This window comes from Tepidicaulis sp., from assembly GCF_965222285.1.
Lineage (GTDB): Bacteria > Pseudomonadota > Alphaproteobacteria > Parvibaculales > Parvibaculaceae > Tepidicaulis.
Window position 1 is genome coordinate 570,271 of the sequence record NZ_OZ244942.1, and the last position, 23,515, is coordinate 593,785.

Annotated in this window: 21 protein-coding genes; 14 read left to right on the top strand and 7 right to left on the bottom strand. The window is 61.1% G+C overall.

Going from position 1 to position 23,515, the window contains the following annotated elements; translation table 11 throughout:
• Window positions 1–56: 56 nt before the first annotated feature.
• Entirely contained in the window at window positions 57–2,585 is a 2,529-nt protein-coding gene (locus tag ACOQOT_RS02660; protein ID WP_420560835.1) for a ligase-associated DNA damage response DEXH box helicase, read from the top strand.
• On the top strand, window positions 2,578–3,300 hold the full coding sequence (pdeM, locus tag ACOQOT_RS02665; protein WP_420560836.1) for a ligase-associated DNA damage response endonuclease PdeM: 723 nt from the start codon (window positions 2,578–2,580) through the stop codon (window positions 3,298–3,300). The genes ACOQOT_RS02660 and pdeM overlap by 8 nt, the downstream gene beginning before the upstream one ends.
• Window positions 3,301–3,304: 4 nt before the next feature.
• On the opposite strand, the gene ACOQOT_RS02670 is transcribed toward pdeM, so the two are convergent.
• The 6 genes from ACOQOT_RS02670 to ACOQOT_RS02695 all read right to left on the bottom strand — a co-directional run bounded on the left by ACOQOT_RS02670 (window position 3,305) and on the right by ACOQOT_RS02695 (window position 10,402).
• Entirely contained in the window at window positions 3,305–3,835 is a 531-nt protein-coding gene (locus ACOQOT_RS02670) for a DUF3429 domain-containing protein (protein WP_420560837.1), read from the bottom strand.
• Between the two features lie 53 nt (window positions 3,836–3,888).
• Window positions 3,889–4,671, bottom strand: coding sequence for a cytochrome c biogenesis CcdA family protein (locus tag ACOQOT_RS02675; protein ID WP_420560838.1), 783 nt, complete (start codon window positions 4,669–4,671; stop codon window positions 3,889–3,891).
• Between the two features lie 104 nt (window positions 4,672–4,775).
• Complete coding sequence (locus ACOQOT_RS02680; protein WP_420560839.1) at window positions 4,776–5,564, bottom strand: TIGR02186 family protein; 789 nt, start codon at window positions 5,562–5,564, stop codon at window positions 4,776–4,778.
• A complete protein-coding gene (locus tag ACOQOT_RS02685) occupies window positions 5,564–6,487 on the bottom strand; it encodes a sulfite exporter TauE/SafE family protein (RefSeq protein WP_420560840.1) in 924 nt (307 codons plus the stop codon). The genes ACOQOT_RS02680 and ACOQOT_RS02685 overlap by 1 nt, the downstream gene beginning before the upstream one ends.
• Window positions 6,488–6,687: 200 nt before the next feature.
• Entirely contained in the window at window positions 6,688–9,564 is a 2,877-nt protein-coding gene (locus ACOQOT_RS02690) for a peptidoglycan-binding protein (RefSeq protein ID WP_420560841.1), read from the bottom strand.
• A gap of 283 nt (window positions 9,565–9,847) precedes the next feature.
• Entirely contained in the window at window positions 9,848–10,402 is a 555-nt protein-coding gene (locus tag ACOQOT_RS02695; RefSeq protein ID WP_420560842.1) for a CAP domain-containing protein, read from the bottom strand.
• A gap of 324 nt (window positions 10,403–10,726) precedes the next feature.
• On the opposite strand from ACOQOT_RS02695, the gene ACOQOT_RS02700 reads away from it, so the two are divergent.
• The 11 genes from ACOQOT_RS02700 to ACOQOT_RS02750 all read left to right on the top strand — a co-directional run bounded on the left by ACOQOT_RS02700 (window position 10,727) and on the right by ACOQOT_RS02750 (window position 21,698).
• A complete protein-coding gene (locus tag ACOQOT_RS02700) occupies window positions 10,727–11,191 on the top strand; it encodes a MerR family transcriptional regulator (RefSeq protein ID WP_420560843.1) in 465 nt (154 codons plus the stop codon).
• Between the two features lie 24 nt (window positions 11,192–11,215).
• A complete protein-coding gene (locus ACOQOT_RS02705) occupies window positions 11,216–13,006 on the top strand; it encodes an acyl-CoA dehydrogenase C-terminal domain-containing protein (protein ID WP_420560844.1) in 1,791 nt (596 codons plus the stop codon).
• Between the two features lie 34 nt (window positions 13,007–13,040).
• A complete protein-coding gene (locus ACOQOT_RS02710) occupies window positions 13,041–14,198 on the top strand; it encodes an acyl-CoA dehydrogenase family protein (RefSeq protein WP_420560845.1) in 1,158 nt (385 codons plus the stop codon).
• A gap of 61 nt (window positions 14,199–14,259) precedes the next feature.
• Complete coding sequence (locus tag ACOQOT_RS02715) at window positions 14,260–15,465, top strand: acetyl-CoA C-acetyltransferase (protein ID WP_420560846.1); 1,206 nt, start codon at window positions 14,260–14,262, stop codon at window positions 15,463–15,465.
• Window positions 15,466–15,522: 57 nt separating this feature from the next.
• Entirely contained in the window at window positions 15,523–17,775 is a 2,253-nt protein-coding gene (locus ACOQOT_RS02720; protein WP_420560847.1) for a 3-hydroxyacyl-CoA dehydrogenase NAD-binding domain-containing protein, read from the top strand.
• 305 nt (window positions 17,776–18,080) lie between these two features.
• Window positions 18,081–18,572, top strand: coding sequence for a hypothetical protein (locus ACOQOT_RS02725; protein ID WP_420560848.1), 492 nt, complete (start codon window positions 18,081–18,083; stop codon window positions 18,570–18,572).
• A 129-nt stretch (window positions 18,573–18,701) separates the two neighbouring features.
• Window positions 18,702–18,971, top strand: coding sequence for a hypothetical protein (locus ACOQOT_RS02730; protein ID WP_420560849.1), 270 nt, complete (start codon window positions 18,702–18,704; stop codon window positions 18,969–18,971).
• A gap of 161 nt (window positions 18,972–19,132) precedes the next feature.
• The gene (locus ACOQOT_RS02735; protein WP_045446893.1) at window positions 19,133–19,516 is read left to right on the top strand and encodes a RidA family protein; all 384 of its coding nucleotides are present in this window, start codon (window positions 19,133–19,135) and stop codon (window positions 19,514–19,516) included.
• A 132-nt stretch (window positions 19,517–19,648) separates the two neighbouring features.
• Window positions 19,649–20,671 (top strand): NADP-dependent oxidoreductase, encoded by a 1,023-nt coding sequence (locus tag ACOQOT_RS02740; RefSeq protein WP_420560850.1) that lies wholly within the window; start codon window positions 19,649–19,651, stop codon window positions 20,669–20,671.
• 110 nt (window positions 20,672–20,781) lie between these two features.
• A complete protein-coding gene (locus ACOQOT_RS02745) occupies window positions 20,782–21,219 on the top strand; it encodes a hypothetical protein (protein WP_420560851.1) in 438 nt (145 codons plus the stop codon).
• A gap of 269 nt (window positions 21,220–21,488) precedes the next feature.
• Window positions 21,489–21,698 (top strand): cold-shock protein, encoded by a 210-nt coding sequence (locus ACOQOT_RS02750; RefSeq protein WP_045446899.1) that lies wholly within the window; start codon window positions 21,489–21,491, stop codon window positions 21,696–21,698.
• A 65-nt stretch (window positions 21,699–21,763) separates the two neighbouring features.
• On the opposite strand, the gene ACOQOT_RS02755 is transcribed toward ACOQOT_RS02750, so the two are convergent.
• Window positions 21,764–22,552 (bottom strand): SDR family NAD(P)-dependent oxidoreductase, encoded by a 789-nt coding sequence (locus ACOQOT_RS02755; RefSeq protein ID WP_420560852.1) that lies wholly within the window; start codon window positions 22,550–22,552, stop codon window positions 21,764–21,766.
• 130 nt (window positions 22,553–22,682) lie between these two features.
• On the opposite strand from ACOQOT_RS02755, the gene ACOQOT_RS02760 reads away from it, so the two are divergent.
• Complete coding sequence (locus ACOQOT_RS02760) at window positions 22,683–23,510, top strand: enoyl-CoA hydratase/isomerase family protein (RefSeq protein WP_420560853.1); 828 nt, start codon at window positions 22,683–22,685, stop codon at window positions 23,508–23,510.
• The last annotated feature ends 5 nt before the right edge of the window (window positions 23,511–23,515 follow it).

Genomic DNA, 23,515 nt, shown 5'->3' on the forward strand with positions numbered 1-23,515 from the left:
GGGGAAGAACCTGCCTTCGCTGTTTCTGCCGCGCCCCGGCCCGCTATACTGAGGCCATGAAGAATCCCGCCTTTGAGAGCACCGCGGATGCGGCCTGCCCGCTGCCTGCCCGTTTCGGCAATTGGTTTGCCCGGCGCGGCTGGCCGCTGCGCGCCCATCAGCGCGAGCTGACCGAGCTTGGCCTTGCGGGGCAATCGGCGCTGCTTATCGCGCCGACGGGCGGGGGCAAGACGCTGGCAGGTTTCCTTGCCAGCCTGATCGAGCTTTCCGAGGAGGGCGCGCATCCCGGTGGTATTCACACGCTTTACATCTCCCCGCTGAAAGCGCTTGCCGTCGATGTGCGGCGGAACCTTGAAATTCCTATCGAGGAAATGGGCCTCGATATCCGCCTTGAAACACGCACCGGTGATACGCCGCAGAACCGCCGCCAGCGCCAGCGGCGCGACCCGCCCGACATTTTGATGACGACACCGGAGCAATTGGCGCTGCTGTTGTCTTATGAAGATGCGCCGCGGCTTTTTTCTTCGCTGCAATGCGTGGTGCTGGACGAGCTTCATGCGCTCGCCAATACCAAGCGCGGGGATTTGCTGGCGCTCGATTTGGCCCGTCTTTCCGCGCTTGCCCCTTCCATGCGGCGCATCGGCCTCTCGGCCACCGTGGCCGAGCCCGATCAGCTGCGCCGCTATCTCGTGCCGCAAGTGGAAGGTGAAGAGCGGCGGAGCGCATTGGTCAAAGGGGAAGGCGGCGCGGTGCCGGAAATCGGCATTCTGACGCCGGAAGTGCGCATCCCCTGGTCCGGCCATTCGGCGCGCCATGCGCTGCCCGCCATTTATGAGGAAATCCGCAAGAACAAGACCGTGCTGATTTTCGTCAACACGCGCTCCCAGGCGGAATTCATCTTCCGCGATCTCTGGTACATCAATGAAGACAATCTGCCCATCGCGCTCCATCACGGCTCGCTCTCCACTGAGCAGCGGCGCAAGGTGGAAGCGGCGATGGCGGCAGGCAGCTTGCGGGCCGTCGTCTGCACCTCCACCCTCGATCTCGGCATCGACTGGGGGGATGTGGACCTCGTTTTGAATGTGGGCGCGCCGAAAGGTTCAAGCCGTCTTTTGCAGCGCATCGGGCGGGCCAATCACCGCCTGTCCGATCCGAGCCGCGCCTTGCTTGTCCCGGCCAACCGTTTCGAGGTGCTGGAATGCGAGGCGGCGCGCGCGGCGGCCCTTGCGGGCATTCATGACGGCATGGCGCCGAAGCGCGGCTCGCTCGATGTGCTTGCCCAGCATATTATGGGCATGGCCTGCTCGGCTCCTTTCGATGCGGACGAACTTTACGGTGAAGTGCGCAGCGCCGCCCCTTACGCGCATCTCACCCGCGCGCGTTTCGACAAGGTACTTTCGTTCGTTGAAACGGGCGGCTACGCGCTGCGCACCTATGACCGCTACAGGCGCCTGCGCCCTAACAATATTTTCAAGCAGGACCGGCGCTACCGCCTCGCCCATCCCCGCCTTGCGCAGCAATATAGAATGAATGTCGGCACCATCGTCGAAGCGCCGATGCTGAAAGTGCGTCTGGTGCGCCGCCGCCCGAGTGCCGGCGCGCCGGTGCGCGGCGGACGCGTCCTCGGGGAAATCGAGGAATATTTTATCGAGCAGCTTGTCCCCGGCGACACGTTTCTTTTTGCTGGCAAAATCCTGCGTTTCGAAGGGCTGGTGGAAACGGAAGCCTATGTCACAAGCTCGAAAAGCGAGAACCCGGCCATTCCCTCTTATGCGGGCGGCAAGTTTCCGCTTTCCACCTATCTTGCCGAAGAAGTGCGGCGCATGCTCTCCCAGCCGGCAAGCTGGAAACATCTGCCCGATCAAGTGTCCGAATGGCTGCGCATTCAAGAATGGCGCTCGGAGCTGCCGGGTCTCAACGATCTTCTGGCCGAAACCTTTCCGCGCAACGATAAGTTCTATTTCATTTGCTATCCCTTTGAAGGGCGCCTTGCCCATCAAACGCTCGGCATGCTTTTGACACGCCGCCTGGAGCGGGCAGGGGCGCGTCCAATGGGCTTTGTGGCGTCCGAATATTCGCTCGCCATCTGGTGCTTGCGCGATGTGGGGCTGATGGCCGAACGCGGGGATATCTCTCTTGCTGCGCTCTTCGATGAGGACATGCTGGGCGATGATCTGGAGAACTGGCTTGCCGAATCCAATCTGATGAAGCGCACATTCCGCAATTGCGCCGTCATTTCCGGCCTCATCGAGCGGCGCTTTCCGGGCAAGGAAAAGAGCGGGCGGCAGGTAACGTTTTCCTCCGATCTGATTTACGACGTGCTGCGCGAGCATGAGCCGGATCACATTCTGCTGGAAGCAACCTGGGAGGATGCGGCGGCAGGTTTTCTCGATGTCGCCCGTGTCGCCGCCATGCTGTCCCGCATCAAGGGCCGCATCCGCTTGAAGCGGCTGGACCGTGTCTCGCCCCTTGCTGTGCCCGCTCTCCTTGATATCGGCAAGGAACCTGTTTATGGCGAGGCAAGCGAGGCGCTTCTGGCGGAAGCGGCGGATGATTTGATCGAAGAGGCGACACGGCTTGTCTGACCTGGCGGCAGAGCAAAAATCGGGCGGCTTGCAGGTGCTGGGCGAAAAGCTCCAGCCGCTGCCCGAAGGCGCGCTTTACTGGCCGGAGCGGGAAACGCTCATTGTTGCGGATCTTCATTTCGAAAAAGGCTCGGCCTTTGCCGCCAAGGGCGTGCTCCTGCCGCCTTACGATACGGCGGCAACACTGGCACGGCTCGAGCGGCTCTGCCGGGAGCTTGCCCCTTCAAGAGTGATCGCGCTCGGTGACAGCTTCCATGACGGCGAGGCACTGGCCCGGATGGAGGAAGGCGCACGGGAACGCATCCGCGCCTTGGCGGCAAGCACAGACTGGATCTGGATCGAGGGCAATCACGATCCCGCCCCGCCGCCCTTTTTCGGGGGGAAAGTGGAAAGCGCGGTCGATATGAAACCGCTCATCTTCCGCCATGAACCCCAGGCAGCCCCGGCCACGGGCGAGGTCGCCGGGCACCTGCACCCATGTGCGGCGGTGCGCGTGCGCGGGCGCAGGCTGAGGCGGCGCTGTTTTGTAAGCGACGGCACGCGGCTCATCATGCCCTCTTTCGGCGCTTATACGGGCGGGCTCAATGTGCTCGATGCAGCTTTCGCGCCGCTTTTCGCCGGGCTCGATTTTCATGCCTGGATGATCGGCGCCGAGCGCATCCATCCCGTCAAAGCCCGCACGCTTTTGCCCGATGGGGGAAGCGGGAAGGGCTGATCTCTTAGCCGATGATGAGCCGGGCGAGCGCTGCCAGCATCGCCGCCATGGCAAGCAGCGTCAGCGGTGTGCGCAAAAGCCGGTACCAGCCCGGCGCATCACCCGCTTTTACCGTTTGAATATCCGCCAGATATTGCCCGCCATAACAGATGATAAGCACGCTGAGCGCCTGTAGCGGCGGCATCAGCAAGGCAAGCCAGGCAATGACGGAGGGAAGAACAGCAGCCGTGAGCCCCATACGCAGCTCCCGCCGGGTTTCCGTGTCGCTTGCATAGCCGTGTCCGGCCATGGCAAGGCCCCAGCGCGCCCCGCCCAGAAAAGAAAGTATGACGGCGCCATAAGCCTGCAGCGCAAAGAGCGCGTCGCGCGCCGCCGGGCTCGGCCAGGCAAGCCAGACGATAAGCGCGGTGCCCGCAAAAGGAATGAGCCCGGCATAGCCCAAAAGCGTGGCGCTGCCCGGCACTTTGATGCGGGGTTTTTTCTTTCCCGGCTGAACGGCGGGGGCGGAAGGCGCAGTCTTTTCGCTGCTCGACATGAAAGGGCTCCCATCCTGAAGCCTTGCGGCTTGCGAGGAGCAGTCTACTGCCTTTAGCCGAGTTTCCCTAGTGCGGGAAATGTATTGATGAGATAGGTCGCGATGAGCTCGAAGGAGCCGAGCACCATCAAGACCCCGGTCCCCACCAGAAGGACGCCCGCCGCGATTTCCACCTTATGCAGGTGCTTGCGGAAGGAGGCGGAGAAGGCGAGGAAGGCGCGCACGCCGAGCGCTGCGGCAATGAAGGGAATGCCGAGGCCGAGCGAATAGGTGGTCAGCAGCGCGACGCCATAGCCGAGGCTTTCCTGGGAAGCGGCAAGGGTCAGAATGGTCGCCAGGATCGGCCCGATGCAAGGCGTCCAGCCGAAGGCGAAGGCAAGGCCGATCAGATAGGGCGCGGCGATCTGCATATAGGCCGGGGCGTCCGCGCCGCCGATCTGCGGCATGAAGCGCACGTCCCGGTCGAGAAAAGCGAAGCGGAAGACGCCCATATAGTGCAGGCCGAGGATAATGATGATCGAGCCTGCGACCTGGCCGAGGATAACTCTATTGGCCTGGATGAAGGGGTTGATGGCTGAGGCCGAGGCGCCGAGCGCTACGAAGACCGTGGTAAAGCCGAGCACGAAGCCCAGCGCGCCGAACAGCACCCGCCGGTTGAGCTGGCGAGCGAGAGCAGGATCGTTTGCGCTTTTTTCCTGGGACTTGGTCAGCTCTTCCAGCGTCGTTCCGGCCATGAAGCAGAGATAGGCCGGCACGAGCGGCAAAACGCAGGGCGAAAGAAAGCTGATCAGCCCGCCAAGCGCTGCAATCCCGAAACCGCCGTCAAGTCCGCCCATTTTTGTCCCTTTCGTGATACCGGCCTGAAATGGCACCCGCGCCGTTCACATGCAAGGCGCGTCTCGTCACACCTGCTTGAAAGGCCGCGAGCGCCGGAAAACCCCTATTCCCGGTAAATCAGGGCCGCCGTCCAACCGGCGAACGTCGCCAGCATCACCGCGAAAATCCCGTAAAGCAGCGGCTCGCGGTGGGCAAGGCGGAAGATGATCCGTTCCATGCCGCTCTTGTCGATAAAAAGCGGGGTGGAGATGGCATCGATCACATTGCCGTCGCGGATGAGATAGACCTTGGCCGTATAAAGCCCGACGGGCACGTTTGCCGGAATTTCTATGCTGGTCCGGAAAAGCGTGTTGGAGAGAAACGCCACCCCTTCCGGCGCTTCATGAAAAAGCCCTTGCTCGCGTTTGCGCCGGATCAGCGCATCGGTAAATTCGCGCGCTTCTTCCACATCGAGGGGAATGCGCGTGCCTTCGATGGAGGTGGCGACCAGTTTGCCGAAGGTGAGATGGTGCGCGCCGATCTGCTCGATCGCTCGCACCCGCTCGCTTGCAATCGTCTCGAAAGGCCGCGTGCTCGCCACGGCGTAAAAGCCGGGCACGGAGGCGAAGGTGACAGAGTTGTAATTGATCCAGACACCGGCGACGCGCTCTTTCTTGCGCACGGTTTCATCGCGCCGCGGGCCGGAGACGACGATGGCCACATCGGTGCTTTGGCCGGGCTTGGCGGCGCTATCGGCTTCGATGGCGCCGAAGATCAGAATTTCCGTGCCGGTAAAGTTCGAGCGGATGGACACCTGATGCTGGGAAAGGTCCGTGACGAGACCGGCCTTGGCCGCGCCGCCGGAAACCGCGATGGCAAAAAGAAGCGTGAGAACGGAAAGAAGCGCGCGCATCAATTCGCCCCCTGCGGTGCCAGCGAGAAAAGATCTTGCGGGGTTGCCACCATGTCGAAGCCGAGCCGTGCGCAAACCAGCAGCACCAGAAGGCCGAGCAGCGCGCGCAAATGTTCCCCGCGCATATTCGCACCGAACCGTGCGCCATATTGCGCGCCCACCACCCCGCCAATGAGAAGGAGAAGGGCGAGCATCACATCCACGGTCTGGTTTTCCACCGAGTGCAGAACGGTCACGAGGCCGGTGACGAAGATGATCTGAAAGAGCGATGTGCCGATCACCACATTGGTCGGCATTTTCAAAAGATAGATCATGGCCGGCACCATGATGAAGCCGCCGCCGACCCCCATGATGGCGACCAGCGTGCCGACACCTGCGCCGATGAGGAAAGGCGGAATGGCGCTGATATAAAGGCGCGAGCGGCGGAAGCGCATTTTGAACGGGAGCCCGTGCACCCAGCTATGCTGGCCAGGGCGCCGGCCGGGAAGCGATTTGCCTGAGCGCGCCGCTTGAATGGCGCGCACACTTTCCACCAGCATCAGCGTGCCGATGATGCCAAGAAAGGCGATATAGGAAAAAGAAATCAGAAGATCGACCTGGCCGATCTCGCGCAGATACTTGAAAAGATAAACGCCGCCGACCGAACCCAGAATACCGCCGACAAGCAGCACGAGCCCCATTTTGAAATCCACGGTCTGCCGCTTCCAATGCGCCAGCACCCCGGAAATGGAAGAGGCGACGATCTGGTTCGACTGCGTGGCAACGGCAACGGCGGGCGGAATGCCGATAAAGATCAAAAGCGGCGTCATGAGAAAGCCGCCGCCTACACCGAAAAGCCCGGACAGAAATCCGACAGCGCCGCCAAGGCCGAGCAGCAGAAAGATGTTCAAGGAGAGCTCGGCTATGGGCAGGTAAATCTGCATTGCGTGGCGGTCTCTCGGACAGGTAGCCGGTTGATACTCGTTTGGCAGCGGCGGGCGGCAGGTAAAAAGAACACGGCCAGACTATAACAAAGCCTGGCCGTGCTGAACAAAAGACTGCGGTAATTCCGTGTGGAGAAAAAGCATCTCCTCGGGTCTTTTCTTAGCGTGTCTTCCTCAACGCGCCTCTTGAGCGTGCCCCTTTAGCGGGTTTGGGCTTCGAGCAGTTCGATGAGCTGCGGCGTGACGAGCCCCGTTGCCGCCATGCCGGCGCTGCGCTGGAACTGCTGAATGGCTTCGGTCGTCTTCGGACCCATCACCCCGTCTGAGGGGCCGGGGCGGAAGCCGAGTTCTTTCAAGAGCGTCTGGGCACGGGCGACATCGACACTGCTGCCCGGCGTGCCGGCATCGGCCCGCTCGCTCCAGGTTTTCAGCGAGGCGATATTGCCATTGGCGGCTGCGTCGGAGGCTTTGGGGCTCCAGGTTTCCGCTTTCAGCTTCGCATCGACGAGCTGAGCCGCATCCATGCGCTGACCGATTTCGTCGCGCTTGGCGGCAGCGTCCTTGTCGCCGCTTTTCGCGGCAACCGCATACCAAAGATAAGCCTTGGCCGGATCGGCGGTGACGCCGAGGCCGCGCTCATAAAGAACGGCGATGTTGAACTGGCTGTCGCCGAGCCCGCGTGCCGCCGCTTCCTCGAACCAGCGGGCGGCCTGGCCGAAATCCTGCTGCGTGCCTTTGCCTTCCGCATAGATAACGGCAAGGTTGTGCATCGCTTTGATGTTGCCCTGGTTCGCCGCCTTCTCGTACCAGGTCCGGGCCTTGGCGAAATCCTGTTCGACGCCGCGGCCCTTTTCATAAAGCGTGGCGATGCGGTACTGCGCGATCGCAAGGTCCTGCTCGGCAGCCTGGGTGAACCAGTAAGCGGCCTGGCTGAAATCTTGCGGCACGGTCACGCCGCGCGCATAGCGCAGACCCACTTCATAGCGCGCTGCCGCATTGCCGTTTGCAGCGGCCTCGCGCAGCGTCGGTTTCGCTGCCTCACGGGAGACAGGGGTCACGGGTGCGGGCTCGGCCGGGGCGACCTTGTCGGTCACTTTCGGCAGCGTCATGGTTTCCGGCTTTGCGGTAGCCGGTTTGGAAGAGGCAGGCGCCGAACCATTTGCCGCATCTGCTTTCGGTTCGGCGCCTTCCGGAGTGGCCTCCGGTGTTGCGGGCTTTTCGCTCGGCTCTGCCGCGCTGTCTTTCGGCGCAGGCGTTTCGGGAATAGTGGTCTCGGGCGCTGCCGCCTTGGATGCATCGGCGGGCGTCTCGGCGGCGGGTGCGTCTTGCGCCGGCGCGGCCTGTTCTTCGGCAGGCGCTTCGGTTACAGCCGGGGTTTCAGGCGCGCTGTCGCCGCCGGTAAAACCGCGCAGGGCGAAAACGGCAAGCACGGCCAGAAGCGCTGCGCCGGCAATGTAATAATATTTGCGTTTGCTTTCGCCCGCTTCTTCTTCATCGAAGCTCTTGTAGCGGGGGCTTGATTCATGAACCGGCCCGCGCGGCATTTCGCCGGAGGCAGCAGCCTGCGCGGCGCGGCGGGCGGCGGCGATGAAATCCTGACCGGCATGACTGTCCGCCATGCCCGGCACGGCGGCGCCGGGCGGGGGCGGCGGCGCGGCAGGATCAGCACCTGCGCCCGGAAGCGGCGGTTCGGCGGGCCCGCGCATGTCGGCGCGTCCCGGCTCGGCAAGCGGCGGCGGCGCTGGCTGGCCGAGCGGCGTTGCCGGAATGGGCGGCGGCGCCAGATCGGGCATGCCGACCGGCGGCGGCATGGCGCCGGGCGCCAGCGCGCCATAAGGCGGTAATGTTGTTTGGTGAGAGGCCGCTTCGCTTTCGGGTGCGGCCGGGGCTTTTGCTTCGCCTTCAGCTGCCTCTTCGGTTTTGGCGGCGAGGTTCTTTGCTTCAAGCTCTTTTAGCGATGCCTGAAAATCGGCAATCGCCTGCTGCACGGAATTGGCAGCGGCCTGGCTTTGCTCCTCGGATTGTTCGATCCGGGCGCTGACATTTTGCAGACGCTGATCGACTTCCTGCATAATCTCGGCAACGAGCGCGCTGGGCTGCTGGGCTTGCGCCTGGGCTTCGGCCTGGGCCTGCTCGACGCGGCTGCTCAGCGAGCCGAGCCCTTCTTGCATCTGTGCAAGCAGCGCGCGCTGGGTTTCAGCCTGGCGCTGTTCGGACTGCTCGAGGCGCGCGTGCATTTTTTCAAGCGCGTCCTGAAGCTGGAAAATAACCTTCTTCTGGCTTTCCGATTCCGCCTTGTCGTTGACGGCGCGCAGCGCGGCCTCGACGGCCTTTTGCTGGGCGGCTTCGCTTTGGCTGGCCGATTGCTGAACGGATTTTTCGATCGAGGCGAGGCGCTCGGCCAGCGCGTGAACGGATTTATAAAGCGTTTCGGTTTCGCTGCGCGCTTTTTCGCGCTCGGCGGCAGCGTCCGTCTCGTCCATGCGGCGCGAGAGAGTTGAAAGCGTCTGGCGGATATCGTCGAAGCGGCGGTCGGTCTGATGGCCCGCCGTTTCCAAATGATCGACCACGGCGCTCACCGCTTTTTCAAGCGACTTGATGGCCTGCGCATCTTCGGCGCGTTTGCCGAAAGGCTGGGCGCGTTCTGCGGCATCGAGACGTTCGGTGAGCTGCTGGATCTTGCGCTCAAGCGGATCGGGCCCGGTAAAGGAGGGCAGACGATTGCCTTCGTCGAAGCGTGTGGCCATGGTTTCTATCGCACTATCGAGGCGCCGTTCGCTCGACTCGACCCGCTGCACAAGATTTTTGACGGCTTCTGCAACCGGGCCCATGTCGAATTGCGGGGCCTGTTCATAAGAGGGACGGTAGGAACCCTGGCCGGGTTGGGCCGTAAAATCGGGGCGGTAGGAGGCTTCGTAAGACGCGCCTTGCGCGCCCACTTCATCCGTGCCGCTGTCGAGAATGACCTGATTGAGCCAATTGCCAAGGGTCATCCCGGCGCGGCGCGCAGCCTGCTTTGCTGCTTCACGCGCTTCAGGTTCGATGCCCTTAACGCTCCAGGGGACCCCCGATCTCATCGAATCACTATGCCCGTTTCAGATTCCACGTTGTACCGAGACGGTGATTCGGTGTAAAGCGCCGCCGTTTCCCGCCTTTTTCGAAGAAAAGACCGTGCGGCTCCTCATACCCGCCGTCCACCGGTCAAGAATCCCTTAACCGGCTCTTACATCTGACGTGATCTTGGTAAAGGCCGCGTTAATAACGCGGCAATTTTTGCCCTTTACTGGGACGGCGGGAGTCACGCCGGATTTGACCTTGTGAGTTCTGCTGAGACCTTCCCGAGCAGGTCAATCTCCCCAGTCAGGGGCCGGTGAAGAGCTGCGTCGCATAGACCCTGTCGCCGGAGACCGCGATGCCGATGCCCGTGCGCTGATAAGCGCGCGAGCGCAGGGGCGCTGCGTGGCGGGGCGAATTCATCCATTGCTCGACCATATAAGCGGCTTTCTCGCTATCGCTTTCGCCGGGTGGAAACTTGAATTCCCCGACATTTTCCGCGACCCGGCCTTTGAAATTCTCATCGACCGCCAGAACCCGGTCGAGCGGGCCTTGCCCGTCCGGGTTGTGATGGCCCATGAAACCGCGCGCCTTCATATCCGCGCTATGGACGGCGGCGGCTTTATTGAGCACCGGATCGAGCGAGAAGGGGGCGTCGGGCCGGCTTCTGTTGATTTCGGCCAAAAGCGCCCGGCCGAGCGGCGTGTCGAGGGAAGCCTCACGGCTCGCCTCGGCGGGCAGGGCACGGGCGACCTCCACGGGTTTGGGCGGTGCATTGCCCCCGGCGGCACAGGCTGTCAGGAAAAGAGCGGTGAGCAGGCTCGCACCTGTCCGGACCATCGCTAAGCGCGAAAAAATCATTATGGCATCTCCCAAAGCGCTTTTTTGCCGCCGACCGTGACCGGCTGAGTTGCAAAACCCTAGCTGAAATCGAGGCGTTTTGCGGGATTTTCGACATAACTTGACATCTGCCCTATTTATATCTAGATATTGTTCCGTGGTCAGGGCACTGCTTGGCCATCAGGTTGACGTTTACGTCAACGTCAAATATATCGGAGGGGACCGGGCGCGAGAACCGGCACTCCAAGGGCAAGTAAGGCCGGCCCCGCCAAAGCGTTATGAGACGACTTTGGAAAAGGTGTCCGCCAGCTTTCGAACAAGGGAGGATGACAGGTGACGGTACAAATGAGCTATGAGCCGGCTGGTCTGGGCGAGCGGCACGGCGCGGAAGCCCCCACATTCACCATTACGCAGCTTGCCGAGGAATTCGGCGTGACGACCCGCGCGATCCGCTTTTATGAGGATAAAGACCTTCTCCATCCGCGCCGCCAGGGCCAGACCCGCATTTACCGGCCCCGCGACCGGGCCCGTCTTCAGCTTATCGTGCGCGGCAAAAAGGTAGGCTTTACGCTGGCCGAGATTCGGGAAATTCTTGACCTATATGACCTGCATGACGGGGCGGAAGCCCAGTACCGTCATGCCCTCGTCAAGTTCGAAGAGCGTATTGAAAGCCTCAACCAGCAAAAGGACGAGATCGACGCCCAGATCGCGCAGCTGAAAGACGGCTTGCGCCGTGTGGAAGGTTTGCTCCGGGATGAGGCGCCTTCGCTCAATGGCAAAGCCAGCGCCAAGCCCTGCGGTAAAGGCTGATCTCTTCCAAGGAGAGAAAGACCCATGCCGACTTATAAAGCCCCGCTGCAAGACTATCGCTTCATCCTGCATGAACTGCTTGAAATCGGGCAGTACAGCGCGTTGCCCGGTTTTGCCGATGCACAGGAAGACGTTGTGAACGCCATTCTGGAGGAAGCGGCCAAGCTTTCCGAAGAAGTGCTGCAACCGCTCAACCAGATCGGCGATGAGGAAGGCTGTACGCTGGAAAACGGCGAAGTGCGCACCCCCAAGGGCTTTAAAGAGGCATACCAGACGCTTGTGGAGGGCGGCTGGCCCGCGTTGACCGCCGACCCCAATTATGGCGGTCAGGGCCTGCCCAACACGCTCGCGGTCATGTTCAATGAAATGGTCTCCTCGGCGAATATGGCCTTCGGTATGTATCCGGGCCTCAGCCACGGGGCTTATTCGGCGCTGATCAACCACGGCGCCGACGAATTGAAAGACCGCTACCTGCCTAAACTCGTGACCGGGGAATGGACCGGCACGATGAACCTGACCGAACCTCATTGCGGCACGGATCTGGGGCTCTTGCGCTCCAAGGCCGTGCCCCAGGGCGATGGCAGTTACAAGATTTCCGGCCAGAAGATTTTCATCTCCGCCGGTGAGCACGATCTGGCCGAAAACATCATCCATCTCGTTCTTGCCCGCATCGAAGGCGCGCCGGAAGGGGTAGGCGGTATTTCGCTTTTCGTCGTGCCGAAATTCCTCGTCAATGACGATGGCTCGCTCGGGGCTCGCAACGGTGTGCGCTGCGGCTCCCTCGAAAAGAAAATGGGCATCCATGGCAATGCCACCTGCGTGCTCAATTATGACGATGCGGTGGGCTGGCTTGTCGGCGCGGAGAACAAGGGCCTGCGCGCCATGTTCACGATGATGAACGAAGCCCGGCTCGGCGTTGCGCTGCAGGGGCTTTCACAGTCGGAAGCGGCCTATCAGAACGCTGCCGATTATGCGCGTGAGCGGCTGCAGGGCCGCGCGCTCACCGGGCCGAAGGAAGAGACCAAGCCAGCCGATCCCATTATCGTTCATCCGGATGTGCGCCGTATGCTGATGAATGCCCGCGCCTTCAACGAAGGCGCCCGCGCGCTTCTTGCCTGGACGGCGCTGCAGGGCGATCTCACGCATCTTTCTTCCGATGAAAAACAGCGCGAGTTCGGCGAAGACATGATGTCGCTTCTGACCCCCGTGCTGAAAGGCTATTTCACCGATAAAGGCTTTGCGAATGCGGTGGATGCGCAGCAAGTCTATGGCGGTCACGGCTATATCGATGAATGGGGTATGGGCCAGTTCGTGCGCGATGCGCGCATCGCCATGATCTATGAAGGGGCGAACGGCATTCAGGCGCTCGACCTGGTGGGCCGCAAGCTGGCGCAGAACGGCGGGCGCGCGGTCTTCGCTTTCTTCAAGCTCATCGACGAAGAGCTTGCCGCGCTGGAAGGGCAGGGTGATCTCGCCTTCGCCGCCGCGCCCTTGAAAGAAGCAAAGGCGCAGCTTGAAGAAGCAACGACCTGGTTCATGGAAAATGCGCTGAAGAATTTCGACCACGCAGGCGCCGGCTCCAGCGATTACATGCACCTTTTCGGGCTGACTGCGATTGCGCTGATGTGGGCGAAGATGGCGCGCATCTCCGCCGCCAAAGCGAAGACGGGCGGCGCGGAAGCGGAGTTCTACAAGAACAAGCTCATCACGGCCCGCTATTACATGGAACGTGTGCTGCCCGAAACGGGTGCGCATCTTGCCCGCATCAAAACCGGTGCGGACAGCATGATGGCGCTTGCCGCCGATGCATTTTGAGAAACGATAAAAAGTAAAGTAGGGAGACGACGGAATGGCGTTGATCGAAGGGTATAAATCACCCTGGCTGGATGAAGAGCTGGAAATCCTTCAGGATGCGGTGTCGAAGTTCTATGAAAAAGAATTCGTTCCCCATGTCGAAAAGTGGAACGAGCAGGGCTGCGTGGACCGCGATGCCTGGCTGAAAGCCGGTGAAGCGGGCATTCTGTGTGCGTCCATCAAGGAAGAGTATGGCGGCGGCGGCGGCCATTTCGGCCATGAGATGGTCATCGCCCAGGAACAGGGCCGCGCCGGTATCGGCGGCTTCGGCAATTCCGTCCATTCGGGCATCGTCGCGCACTACATTCAGTCTTACGGCACTGAAGAGCAGAAGAAAAAGTGGCTGCCGAAAATGGCCTCCGGCGAGCTTGTCGGCGGCATCGCCATGACGGAACCGGGCACCGGCTCCGACCTTCAGGCCGTGCGCACCACGGCGAAGAAAGACGGCAACCAATATGTGCTGAACGGTCAGAAGACCTTCATCACCAATGGCCAGACCGCCGATCTTATCTGCGTCGTCGCCAAGACGGACCCGGAAGCGGGCGCCAAGGGCGTTTCCCTCATCATGGTGGAAACGGAAGAAGTCGAAGGCTTCCGCCGCGGCCGCAACCTGAAGAAAATGGGCCAGAAGGCGCAGGACACCTCCGAGCTCTTTTTTGATGATGTGAAAGTGCCGACCGCCAATCTTCTCGGCACGGATGAAGGCAAGGGCTTCTTCCAGCTTATGCAGCAGCTCCCCCAGGAGCGGCTCATCATCGCCGTGCAGGCCTGCGTCGCCATGGAAAAGGCGCTGGAGCTGACCTCGGAATATGTGAAAGAGCGCAAGGCCTTCGGTCAGCGTATTCTCGATTTCCAGAACACCCAGTTCAAACTCGCAGAATGCAAAACCGAAGCAACGATTGCCCGTGTCTTCACGGATAATTGCGCAGAGCGTCTGCTGCGCGGCGAGCTCGATGCGACCACGGCTGCTATGGCTAAGTGGTGGACCACGCAGAAAGAGAACGAAATCATCGATGAATGCCTGCAGTTCTTCGGCGGCTACGGCTACATGGACGAGTATCCGATTTCGCGCATGTACCGCGATGCCCGCATTCAGAAGATTTACGGCGGCACGAACGAGATCATGAAGCTTCTGATCGGCCGCACGATCTGATCACGATCTGGTCTAGCGATATTAAAAGATAAACACCGCGAACCTCGAAAGGAGAGGCCCCATGGGTGAATGCTATATTTACGACCACGTGCGCACGCCGCGCGGTAAAGGCAAAAAAGACGGTGCGCTGCATGAAGTGACGGCGCTGCAGCTGGCCAGCCAGGTTCTGGAAAACCTGCGCGACCGCAACGATCTCGACACGAAGCTGGTCGATGACGTGGTGCTCGGCTGCGTCGATCCCGTTGGCGAGCAGGGCGGCAATATCGCCCGTATCGCCGTTCTGAATGCCGATTATGCCGACACCACGGCAGGCGTGCAGATCAACCGTTTCTGTGCGTCGGGTCTTGAAGCCACGAACATGGCAGCGGCCAAAGTCATGTCCGGTGAAGCAGATATGGCGATCGGCGGCGGCGTTGAAAGCATGAGCCGTGTCGGCATGGGTGCCTCGGGCGGTGCCTGGTCGTCCGACCCTGAAATTGCGTTGAAATCCTATTTCACGCCGCAGGGTATCGGCGCCGATATGATCGCCACGAAATACGGCTTCTCCCGCGACGATGTGGACGCTTATGCGGTGGAAAGCCAGAAGCGCGCCGCCAATGCCTGGGAGAAGGGTTACTTCAAGAATTCCGTGATCTCCGTGAAGGATGTGAACGGCCTGACCATTCTGGATAAAGACGAGCACTTGCGTCCCGACGCGACCATGCAGTCGCTCGCCGCATTGCAGCCCTCCTTCTCGGCGCTGGGCGAGTTTGCTTTCGACGGTGTGGCGACGGACCGTTATCCGGAACTTGAAAGCGTCACCCATGTGCACCATGCCGGTAACTCCTCGGGCATCGTGGACGGCGCCTCGGGCGTACTGCTCGGCACGAAGGAAGCAGGCGAAGGGCTCGGCATCAAGCCGCGCGCCCGCATCCGCGCCATGGCCTCCATCGGTTCGGAGCCCTGCATCATGCTGACGGGCCCGGCGGACGTTTCCCGCAAGGCACTGAAGAAAGCGGGCATGGAAGTCGGTGATATCGATCTTTACGAGCTCAACGAAGCCTTCGCTTCGGTGGTGCTGCGCATGATGCAGTCGCTCGACATCGACCATGAGAAAATGAACGTCAATGGCGGCGCGATCGCCATGGGTCACCCGCTGGGCGCGACCGGCGGCATGATCCTCGGCACGGTGCTCGATGAACTGGAACGGCGTGACCTCAACACCGCTCTCGTGACGCTTTGCGTCGGCGCGGGCATGGGTACGGCAACCATCATCGAACGTATTTAAGGGGCTTTCTGCGCGCCCGGAGCATTTGGCTCTGGGCAGCGCGGCAAGGAGAGATTTATGGCTTACGAAAATTTTGGCTTTGAAGTGGACGGCGACGGCATTGCGCTCATCACCTGGGACATGCCGGACCGCTCCATGAACGTCCTCAGCCAGGGCTCGATGGGCGACCTGGCGGACATTATCGAGAAGATCGTCGGTGACGACGCCATTAAAGGCGCGGTGCTGACCTCCGGCAAATCCGCTTTCTGCGCGGGCGCCGACCTTTCCATGATGGGCGGCCAGGCCGGTTCCGGCGATGGCAGCCAGTCGAAGGAAGAGCGCGTCAAGGCGCTTTACGAAAACAATCTGAAATTCAACATGCTGCTGCGCCGCCTGGAAACCTGCGGCAAGCCGGTTGCCGCCGCCGTCAATGGCACGGCGCTTGGCGGCGGGTTGGAAGTAACGCTTGCCTGCCATGCGCGCATTGTCGGCGACAATCCGAAAACGCAGCTCGGTCTGCCCGAATCCAAAGTCGGCCTTCTGCCGGGCGGCGGCGGCACGCAGCGCCTGCCGCGTCTGATCGGCGCTGCCGCGGCCCTGCCGCTGCTGCTTCAGGGCACGGCGCTGAAACCGGCCAAGGCCGTTGAAATGGGCATCGCCACCAAGCTCGTGAAGCCGGGCGAGGAAGTGGCCGAGGCGAAAGCCTGGCTGAAAGAAGCGCTCTCCCAAGAAAAAGTGAAACTCGGCAAGCGCGGCCCGGAAGTGCTGCCTGCCGCGATCCAGCCCTGGGACCGTGAAGGCTACCGCCTTCCCGGCGGCGGCCCGCAGGACAAGGGCGGCTCGCAGGTCTTCACCATCGGCAACGCCCAGCTGCAGAAAAACACGCACGGCAATTATCCGGCGCAGACCTACATCATGCAGGCCGTTTATGAAGGCGTTCAGGTGCCGATGGAAGCGGCGCTGCGCATCGAGACGCGCTACTTCACGAAGTTGCTGATGGACCCGCGCTCCAAGGCGATGATCCGTTCGCTCTTCCTGTCCATGCAGGAACTGTCGAAAGGCGCGCGCCGCCCGGCAGGCGTGCCGAAATTCGAAGTGAAGAAGCTCGGCATTCTCGGCGCCGGCATGATGGGGGCGGGCATTGCCTATGTCTCCGCGCAGGCCGGCATGGATGTCGTGCTGCTCGACACCGATCAGGCGAATGCGGAAAAGGGCAAGGCTTATTCCGAAAAGCTGCTCGACAAGGCCATTTCCAGAGGCAAGTCGACGGAAGAAAAGAAAGCCGCCCTCCTTGCCAAGATCAAGCCGACCACGTCTTTCGACGACCTTGAGGGCTGCGATCTCGTGATCGAAGCGGTGTTCGAGAACCGCGAGATCAAGGCGGAAGTGACGAAGAAGTCCGAACCGAAACTGGCTGAGAACGGCATTTACGGCTCGAACACCTCGACCCTGCCGATCACCGGCCTTGCCGAAGCTTCCGCCAAACCGGAGAACTTTATCGGCATCCACTTCTTCTCGCCGGTCGACAAGATGCAGCTTGTCGAAATCATCCTGGGCGCGAAGACCTCGGAAGAAACGCTCGCGAAGGCGATGGACTATGTGGCGCAGATCCGCAAGACGCCCATCGTCGTCAATGACAGCCGCGGTTTTTATACCTCGCGCTGCTTCGGCACTTATGTCTCCGAAGGCATTCAGATGCTGGCCGAAGGCATCAAGCCGGCCATCATCGAGAATGTCGGCAAGATGACGGGCATGCCCATGCCGCCGCTCGCGCTGAACGACGAGGTCTCGCTCGATCTCGGCTATAAGGTGCGCCAGCAGACGAAGAAAGACCTTGGCGACAAATATGTCGAAGGGCCCGCCGACAGCCTCATCGAAAAGATGGTGGTGGATCTCGGCCGCGTCGGCAAAAAGGCCGGCAAGGGGTTCTACGATTATCCCGAAGACGGCAAGAAGCGCATCTGGCCGGGCCTTGAGGAGCTCGTCGGCTCCAACAAGAGCACGGAAGATGTGGATATCGAGGAGCTGAAAAAGCGCTTCCTCTATATTCAGGCGCTGGAAGCCTCCCGCTGCTTCGAAGAAGAAGTGGTGACGGATGTGCGCGATGCCGATGTCGGCGCCATTCTGGGCTGGGGTTTTGCGCCCTGGGCCGGTGGCCCGCTCTCGCTGATCGACATGGTCGGCGCGGATAATTTCGTGAAGGAGTGCGATGCGCTCGCCCAGAAATATGGCGACCGCTTCAAACCCGGTGCCTTGCTGCGTGACATGGCGGGCAAGGGCGAAAGCTTCTACACCCGCTTTGCGCCGCAGAAGGAAAAAGCGGCAGCCTGATAAGCAGGAGAGGCGGCGCAAGAGCGCCCCGAAAAGAACGGCGGCAAACGCCGATAGGAGCCAGCCCCCGCGGGAAACCGCGGGGGTTTTGCTTTTTGGGCTGCCGGAATCCGGGGCCGAACCGGGTGCCCAGAAATGGCCTTATTGTTTTTTGCGATCTTGGGGAACCGTCATTCTCCCGGCGGCGTTTGTGGTCCCAGACGGTGACGCGAAATGTCGCGTTTCGTGCGCCGAAGGCAGGCGCGAGGCGACGAAAACCCGCTTTCCTCAAGGAAAGCAGCGGAAATGGGAGAAGACCAATGCGGATGATGAGCAAAACAGCAGCTTCGATTCTGGCCCTCGGCTTTGCCGCGAGCGTGGCGATGCCGGCCTATGCGGACAATCTGGGCGTAGGTGCGACAGGCGGCCTGCGTGCCGATCAGGACAGCGTCGTGCCGGCGCCGGCGGGTGATCCGACTGAGATCGGCCCGCTTCAGGACCGGGAAACCGGTGAGCCCATCGAGCTGAACGCAGGCGCGGCGGCGGAAGCTGATGCCGGTGTCGAAACCGATGTCGATGACGATGATCTGGCCACCGGTTCGATCGGCGCCGATGCGGATACGGAAGCTGAAGCCGGTGCCGGCGCTGAAGGCGAAGCGGACGCCGATGCCGATGCGGAAGCAGGCGCTGCTGCCGAAGCAGAAACGGACATGAGCGGCGATGATGCGCTCTCCACCGGGTCCATCGGCGCGGAAGGCGGCCTTGAAGGGGATGCCGGCGCAGACCTGGGCACGGAAGCAGACGAGACGGCGCAGTAATTCTGCGCCAGGCTCCGGGGTTCTCTATTGCCCTGCCCGAAAGGGAGCGTGCCCCCCCCTGAGGGCCCTGGAGCCTATTTTTTCGCCGGGCCTCTTGCCCGGCACATTTCCCAAAATGAGGATGAACCAATGACTGAAGCCATGAAAAAACTGTGCCTGGCGCTTTCTCTTGCTGCCCTGCCTTTTGCCTTTGCCCCGGCCGTGCAGGCCGATAGCCACGAAGAAGGCGAAAGCGGCACGCATATGGAAGAGCAGGACGGTGTCCATGAAGACATGATGGAAGACGGCGCGGATGCAGAAGAAAGCGGTGACGAGGAAGCTGCTGATGACGCAGCTGACGAGGCCGCGGATGAAGACGCCGCTGATGAAGACGAAGCGACCGAGGAAGAAGCGCAGTAAGCCCTTCTCCTTTCGGAATTTCAAAGCCCCGGGACGTTCCCCGGGGCTTTTTCGTTGGGGCAGCCAGGCGGGGGTTTAAAGTCACGTCCTTGTGAGGCTCATTTTCGTTGCCGCCGTCCCCTTTGCCCGGCATGAAAGAGGGATAACAAGGAGGAGTGGCAATGGCTAAAGAACTCATCAATCCGCCCGGCACGGAAGAAATCTATAAGAACTGGAAATTTTCCCAGGCCGTGAAAGTGGGCAACACTATTCATGTCTCCGGGCAAACCGGCTTCGGGCCGGACGGTATTCCGGACGACATCGAAGGCCAGACGCGCCTGGCGCTGCAAAGCCTGGAGCGCGTTTTGAAAGAAGCGGGCGCGAGCCTCTCGGATGTGGTGGCCACCACCGTCTATCACACGGATATGGGCGAGATCGGCAAGGCGCAGAGCGTGCGCGATGAATTCTTCAAGGAGAATTATCCCGCCAATACGATTGTCGGCGTCACCGCGCTCGCCCTGCCGCAGCTGCGCATCGAAATTCAGGCGGTCGCCATTATCGCGTAAGCCCGCTTGCCGCAGCGCTTAATTGCCCCTGCGTCCGAAACGGCGCGGGGGCTTTGCTTTTGCGGGCTTTCTCGCGGAGAATGCGGGCAGTCAAAATTCAAACCAAATAACCTGAAAATCCAGGGAGGCTTTATGAGCAAGAACGTGAACCGCGTCTGGCGGCTGGAAACGCGCCCGGAAGGGACCGCAGATGAAAACAATCTGAAACTGATCGAAGAGCCGCTTGCCGAGCCCGGCGAAGGCGAGCTTTTGCTGCGCGTCGTCTATCTGTCCCTCGATCCGACGAACCGGATCTGGATGAGCGATATGGACCAATATATGGAGCCGGTTCAGATCGGCGCGCCGATGCGCGGGCTCATCGCGGGGCAGGTGGTCAAGTCCAATACCTCGCGTTTTTCCGAAGGCGAGCTTGTGATGGGCGCGGGCCACTGGGCCGATTACATGATCACCGACGGCAAGGGGCTTTCCTCGCTCGGCAAGCCGGGCGCCGTGCCGCTTGCGGAAATTTTCGGCATGTGCGCGGTGGTGGGCCCCACGGCCTATTTCGGGCTTTTGGACATTTGCGACCCCAAACCCGGCGAAACCGTGGTGGTGACGGCCGCCGCCGGCGGCGTCGGTTCCGTGGTCGGCCAGATCGCCAAGATGAAAGGGGCCCGCGCCGTCGGCATTGCCGGGTCGGATGAAAAATGCAAATGGATCAAGGATGAATGCGGCTATGACGCCGCCATCAATTACAAGACCGAGGACGTAGGCGCCATGCTGGACCGCTATTGCCCGGAAGGGGTGGATGTGCTCTTTGAGAATGTCGGCGGCTGGATCATGGATGAAATCCTTCTACGGATGAACAATTTCTCGCGCATGGCGCTTTGCGGTCTCATCTCGCAATATAACGCGAAGGAGCCCGTGCCCGGCCCTTACAATTTTCAGCAGATACTCATGCACCGCATCAAGGTGCAAGGCTTCATCGCCTCGGACTATGCCAAGGATTACCCCAAAGCCATCGGCGAGCTTTCGAGCTGGATGCGCGAGGGCAAACTCAAATTCCGCCTCGATATCGACAAGGGGCTCGAAAACGCGCTCACTTCCCTCAACAAGCTTTATGACGGCTCGAACCAGGGCAAGCTGATGATCGAGGTGAGCGAGGTGGCGGGCTGATCCGCCGTTTCTCTCGGTTCACATCCATCCGCCAAGAACTGAACGCTTGTTCCCGTTTGGGTGCCAAGGCCGGTAAAATCGGCTAGAGTGGTCCAAACGGGGATGAGACCATGAGTGAGCTGCAGGAAAAGCGCCGCTGCCCATGCGGCGGGGAAATGTGTCCGGAAGAACTGGAAATCGGCGGTCTGTTGGCGCCGATCCGCTTTCGCTGTACCGCTTGCGCGGGCACAGCCTCGATCCGTCCGCGCCGGGTGCTCAACGCCATTCTGGTTCTGGGGCTGGCCGGTCTTTTCTTTACCGTCTGGGGCCTTTGGGAGCTTTATGCCGTGCGCATTTTCGGCCCCCGCTTCATTCCCGACAGTGAAACCGTGCAGCGGTTGATGAACTGGGCGGACGGCGTCCTCATTCTGGTGGGCATGTTCGTGGCAAGCCTTGCCGCCTTGATGGCGGGGCTCGGCCTTGCAGGGCTCATCCAGGATGCGCGCCATCCTTTGATCGAGGAAGAGCCCCGTGCGCCGGATGTGCCGGGCAGCACACCGCTCGCCTAAGCTGTATTTGTCTTAAATTTCTAAGTTTTATGACGGTGTGGCCGCCGGCGCAGTGCGCTTGCATGTACGCGGCGCATTGCAAATGCGGTTTCAGAAAGTGATTGTCGGCTTGCTTTTTCCGTGCTTGAGTACCTCTCCGATATGGCTTTAAGCAGATGCCCCCTTTGACGCTGCCGAATTCTCGAACGCAAAAAGCACGACATCTTCTGGCCAGTCGAGCCCGGCCGGGGGGCGAGGCCCGTGCAACTCATTGCGGAGTTTAAGAGACTATGGCTACTGGGACCGTCAAATGGTTCAATCCGACAAAAGGCTACGGCTTCATCGAACCCGATGAAGGCGGCAAAGATGCCTTCGTGCATATCAGCGCAGTCGAGCGTGCAGGCCTGAGCCTGCTCAACGAAGGTCAGCGTGTATCCTATGAACTGACCGAAGGGCGTGGCGGTAAGATCGCGGCCGACAATCTTAAACTGGTCGACTGAGGCGTCCCCCCGGACACCTGATTTCAGACGAGTTTCTGATACGAGTTTCGTGGGGCGGGCAGGCGCTAGCGCACTTGCCCGCCATCCACAACCAGCACCTCGCCGGTCACGAACCGGGCCCTGTCGCTGGCAAGCCAGCAGGCGGCATCGGCAATTTCGTCTGGCGTGCCGAAGCGGCGCAGCGCCACTTCCCGTTTGATCCAGCGGGTCCAGTCTTCGGGGCGCTCTTCGACCCGCTTTTCCCATTCCCCGTCTTTGAAAATGATATTGCCCGGCGCGATCGCGTTGATGCGGATGCCGTGCCGCCCGACTTGCTTGGCCATGGTGCGGGCAAGCTGATTGATCGCCGCTTTCGAGGTGGCATAGGGAAGGGGCGTGCCGAGCGCATTCACCCCGGCAATCGAGGAAATGAAAATCACATTCGTGCCGGCGCGCGCTTCTTCATCGCGCGCCATGAAAAGGCGCACCGCCTCGCGGGCAAGCGCGACGGAGCCCGTGAAATTCTGTTTGAAATCGGCTTCCCAGTCTTCATCGCTCACATCATAGCCGAGCGGGGAGCGGCCAAGGCCGACATTGGCGATGACGCTGTGAAGGGGGCCGAGATGTTTTTCGCCCGCAATCAGCGCTTCTTTCAGATTGCCCGTATCCGTCATATCTCCGGCAATGGTCAGCATGGCGGCGCTGTCATAACCCTTTTCGGTGAGCGCGGTTTTGGCTGCATCGAGGCTTGCTTCCCCGCGCCCCGTCATCACCACTTTCGCGCCTTCTGCCAGAAAACCTTCCGTCATGCCGAACCCGATCCCGCGGGAGGCCCCGGCAATGAAAATCACTTTGTCTTTGAGTCTCAGGTCCATGGATAGCCTCCCCTTCCGGCTGAGGACGCGGCGTCAACCCGGCATGCTTGAGTGCGTTTGAACGCGCGCTTACACTTTTGGAAAAGCCTACACTTTTGAACAAAAATGTGAACTGCCGGGGAGGAAGGCAATGGCTGAGAGGGTGGCGGCCCGCAGAGAGGGCTTCGAACAGATTTCCTATGAGGTGAAGGGGGAGGCGGCGCTCATCACGCTCAGCCGGCCTGAAAGGCTGAATGCCTGGACCCCGCAAATGATGGAAGAAATGGCAGCCGCTATCGAGGCGGCAAATGCCGACAAATCCATCGGCGCGATCATTGTGACGGGTGAGGGGCGCGGCTTTTGCGCGGGCGCGGATATTGAAAGCACATTCAAGTCCCGCCTCGATGGCAAGGATCCCGGCAATGACACGGCAGGCGGCTCGGGCGGCGCCCCGGCCACCGTCGACTGGATCAAGCTCACCCGCTCCTCAAAGCCCCTTATCGCGGCGGTGAACGGCCCGGCCGTCGGCATCGGCGTCACCATGATCCTGCCTTTCGATATGATCATTGCCTCGGAAGCCGCGAAATTCGGCCTCGTCTTCGTGAAGATGGGCATCGTGCCGGAGCTTGCCTCCAGTCATTTCCTGGTGAGCCGGCTCGGCTGGGGCAAGGCGAGCGAGATGATGCTGACCGGCGGCATTTATTCGGGCGCAGAAGCCCATGCGATGGGCCTTGCCGATCATCTGACCCCGCCCGAGGGGCTGATGGACAAAGCGTTCGACTTTGCAGGGCGCATTGCCGCCAATCCCGATTTGCAGCTGCGCATGACGAAAGAGCTTTTGACGCTCAGCGCCTGCGAAACCGATCTCGACCTCGTGCAAAAACGCGAAACGAAAATGCTGCATGAATGCTGGAAAACGGAAGAACACGCCGAAGCCGTGGCCGCCTTCCTTGAAAAGCGTCCTGCAAAATTCCGGTAAAGGAA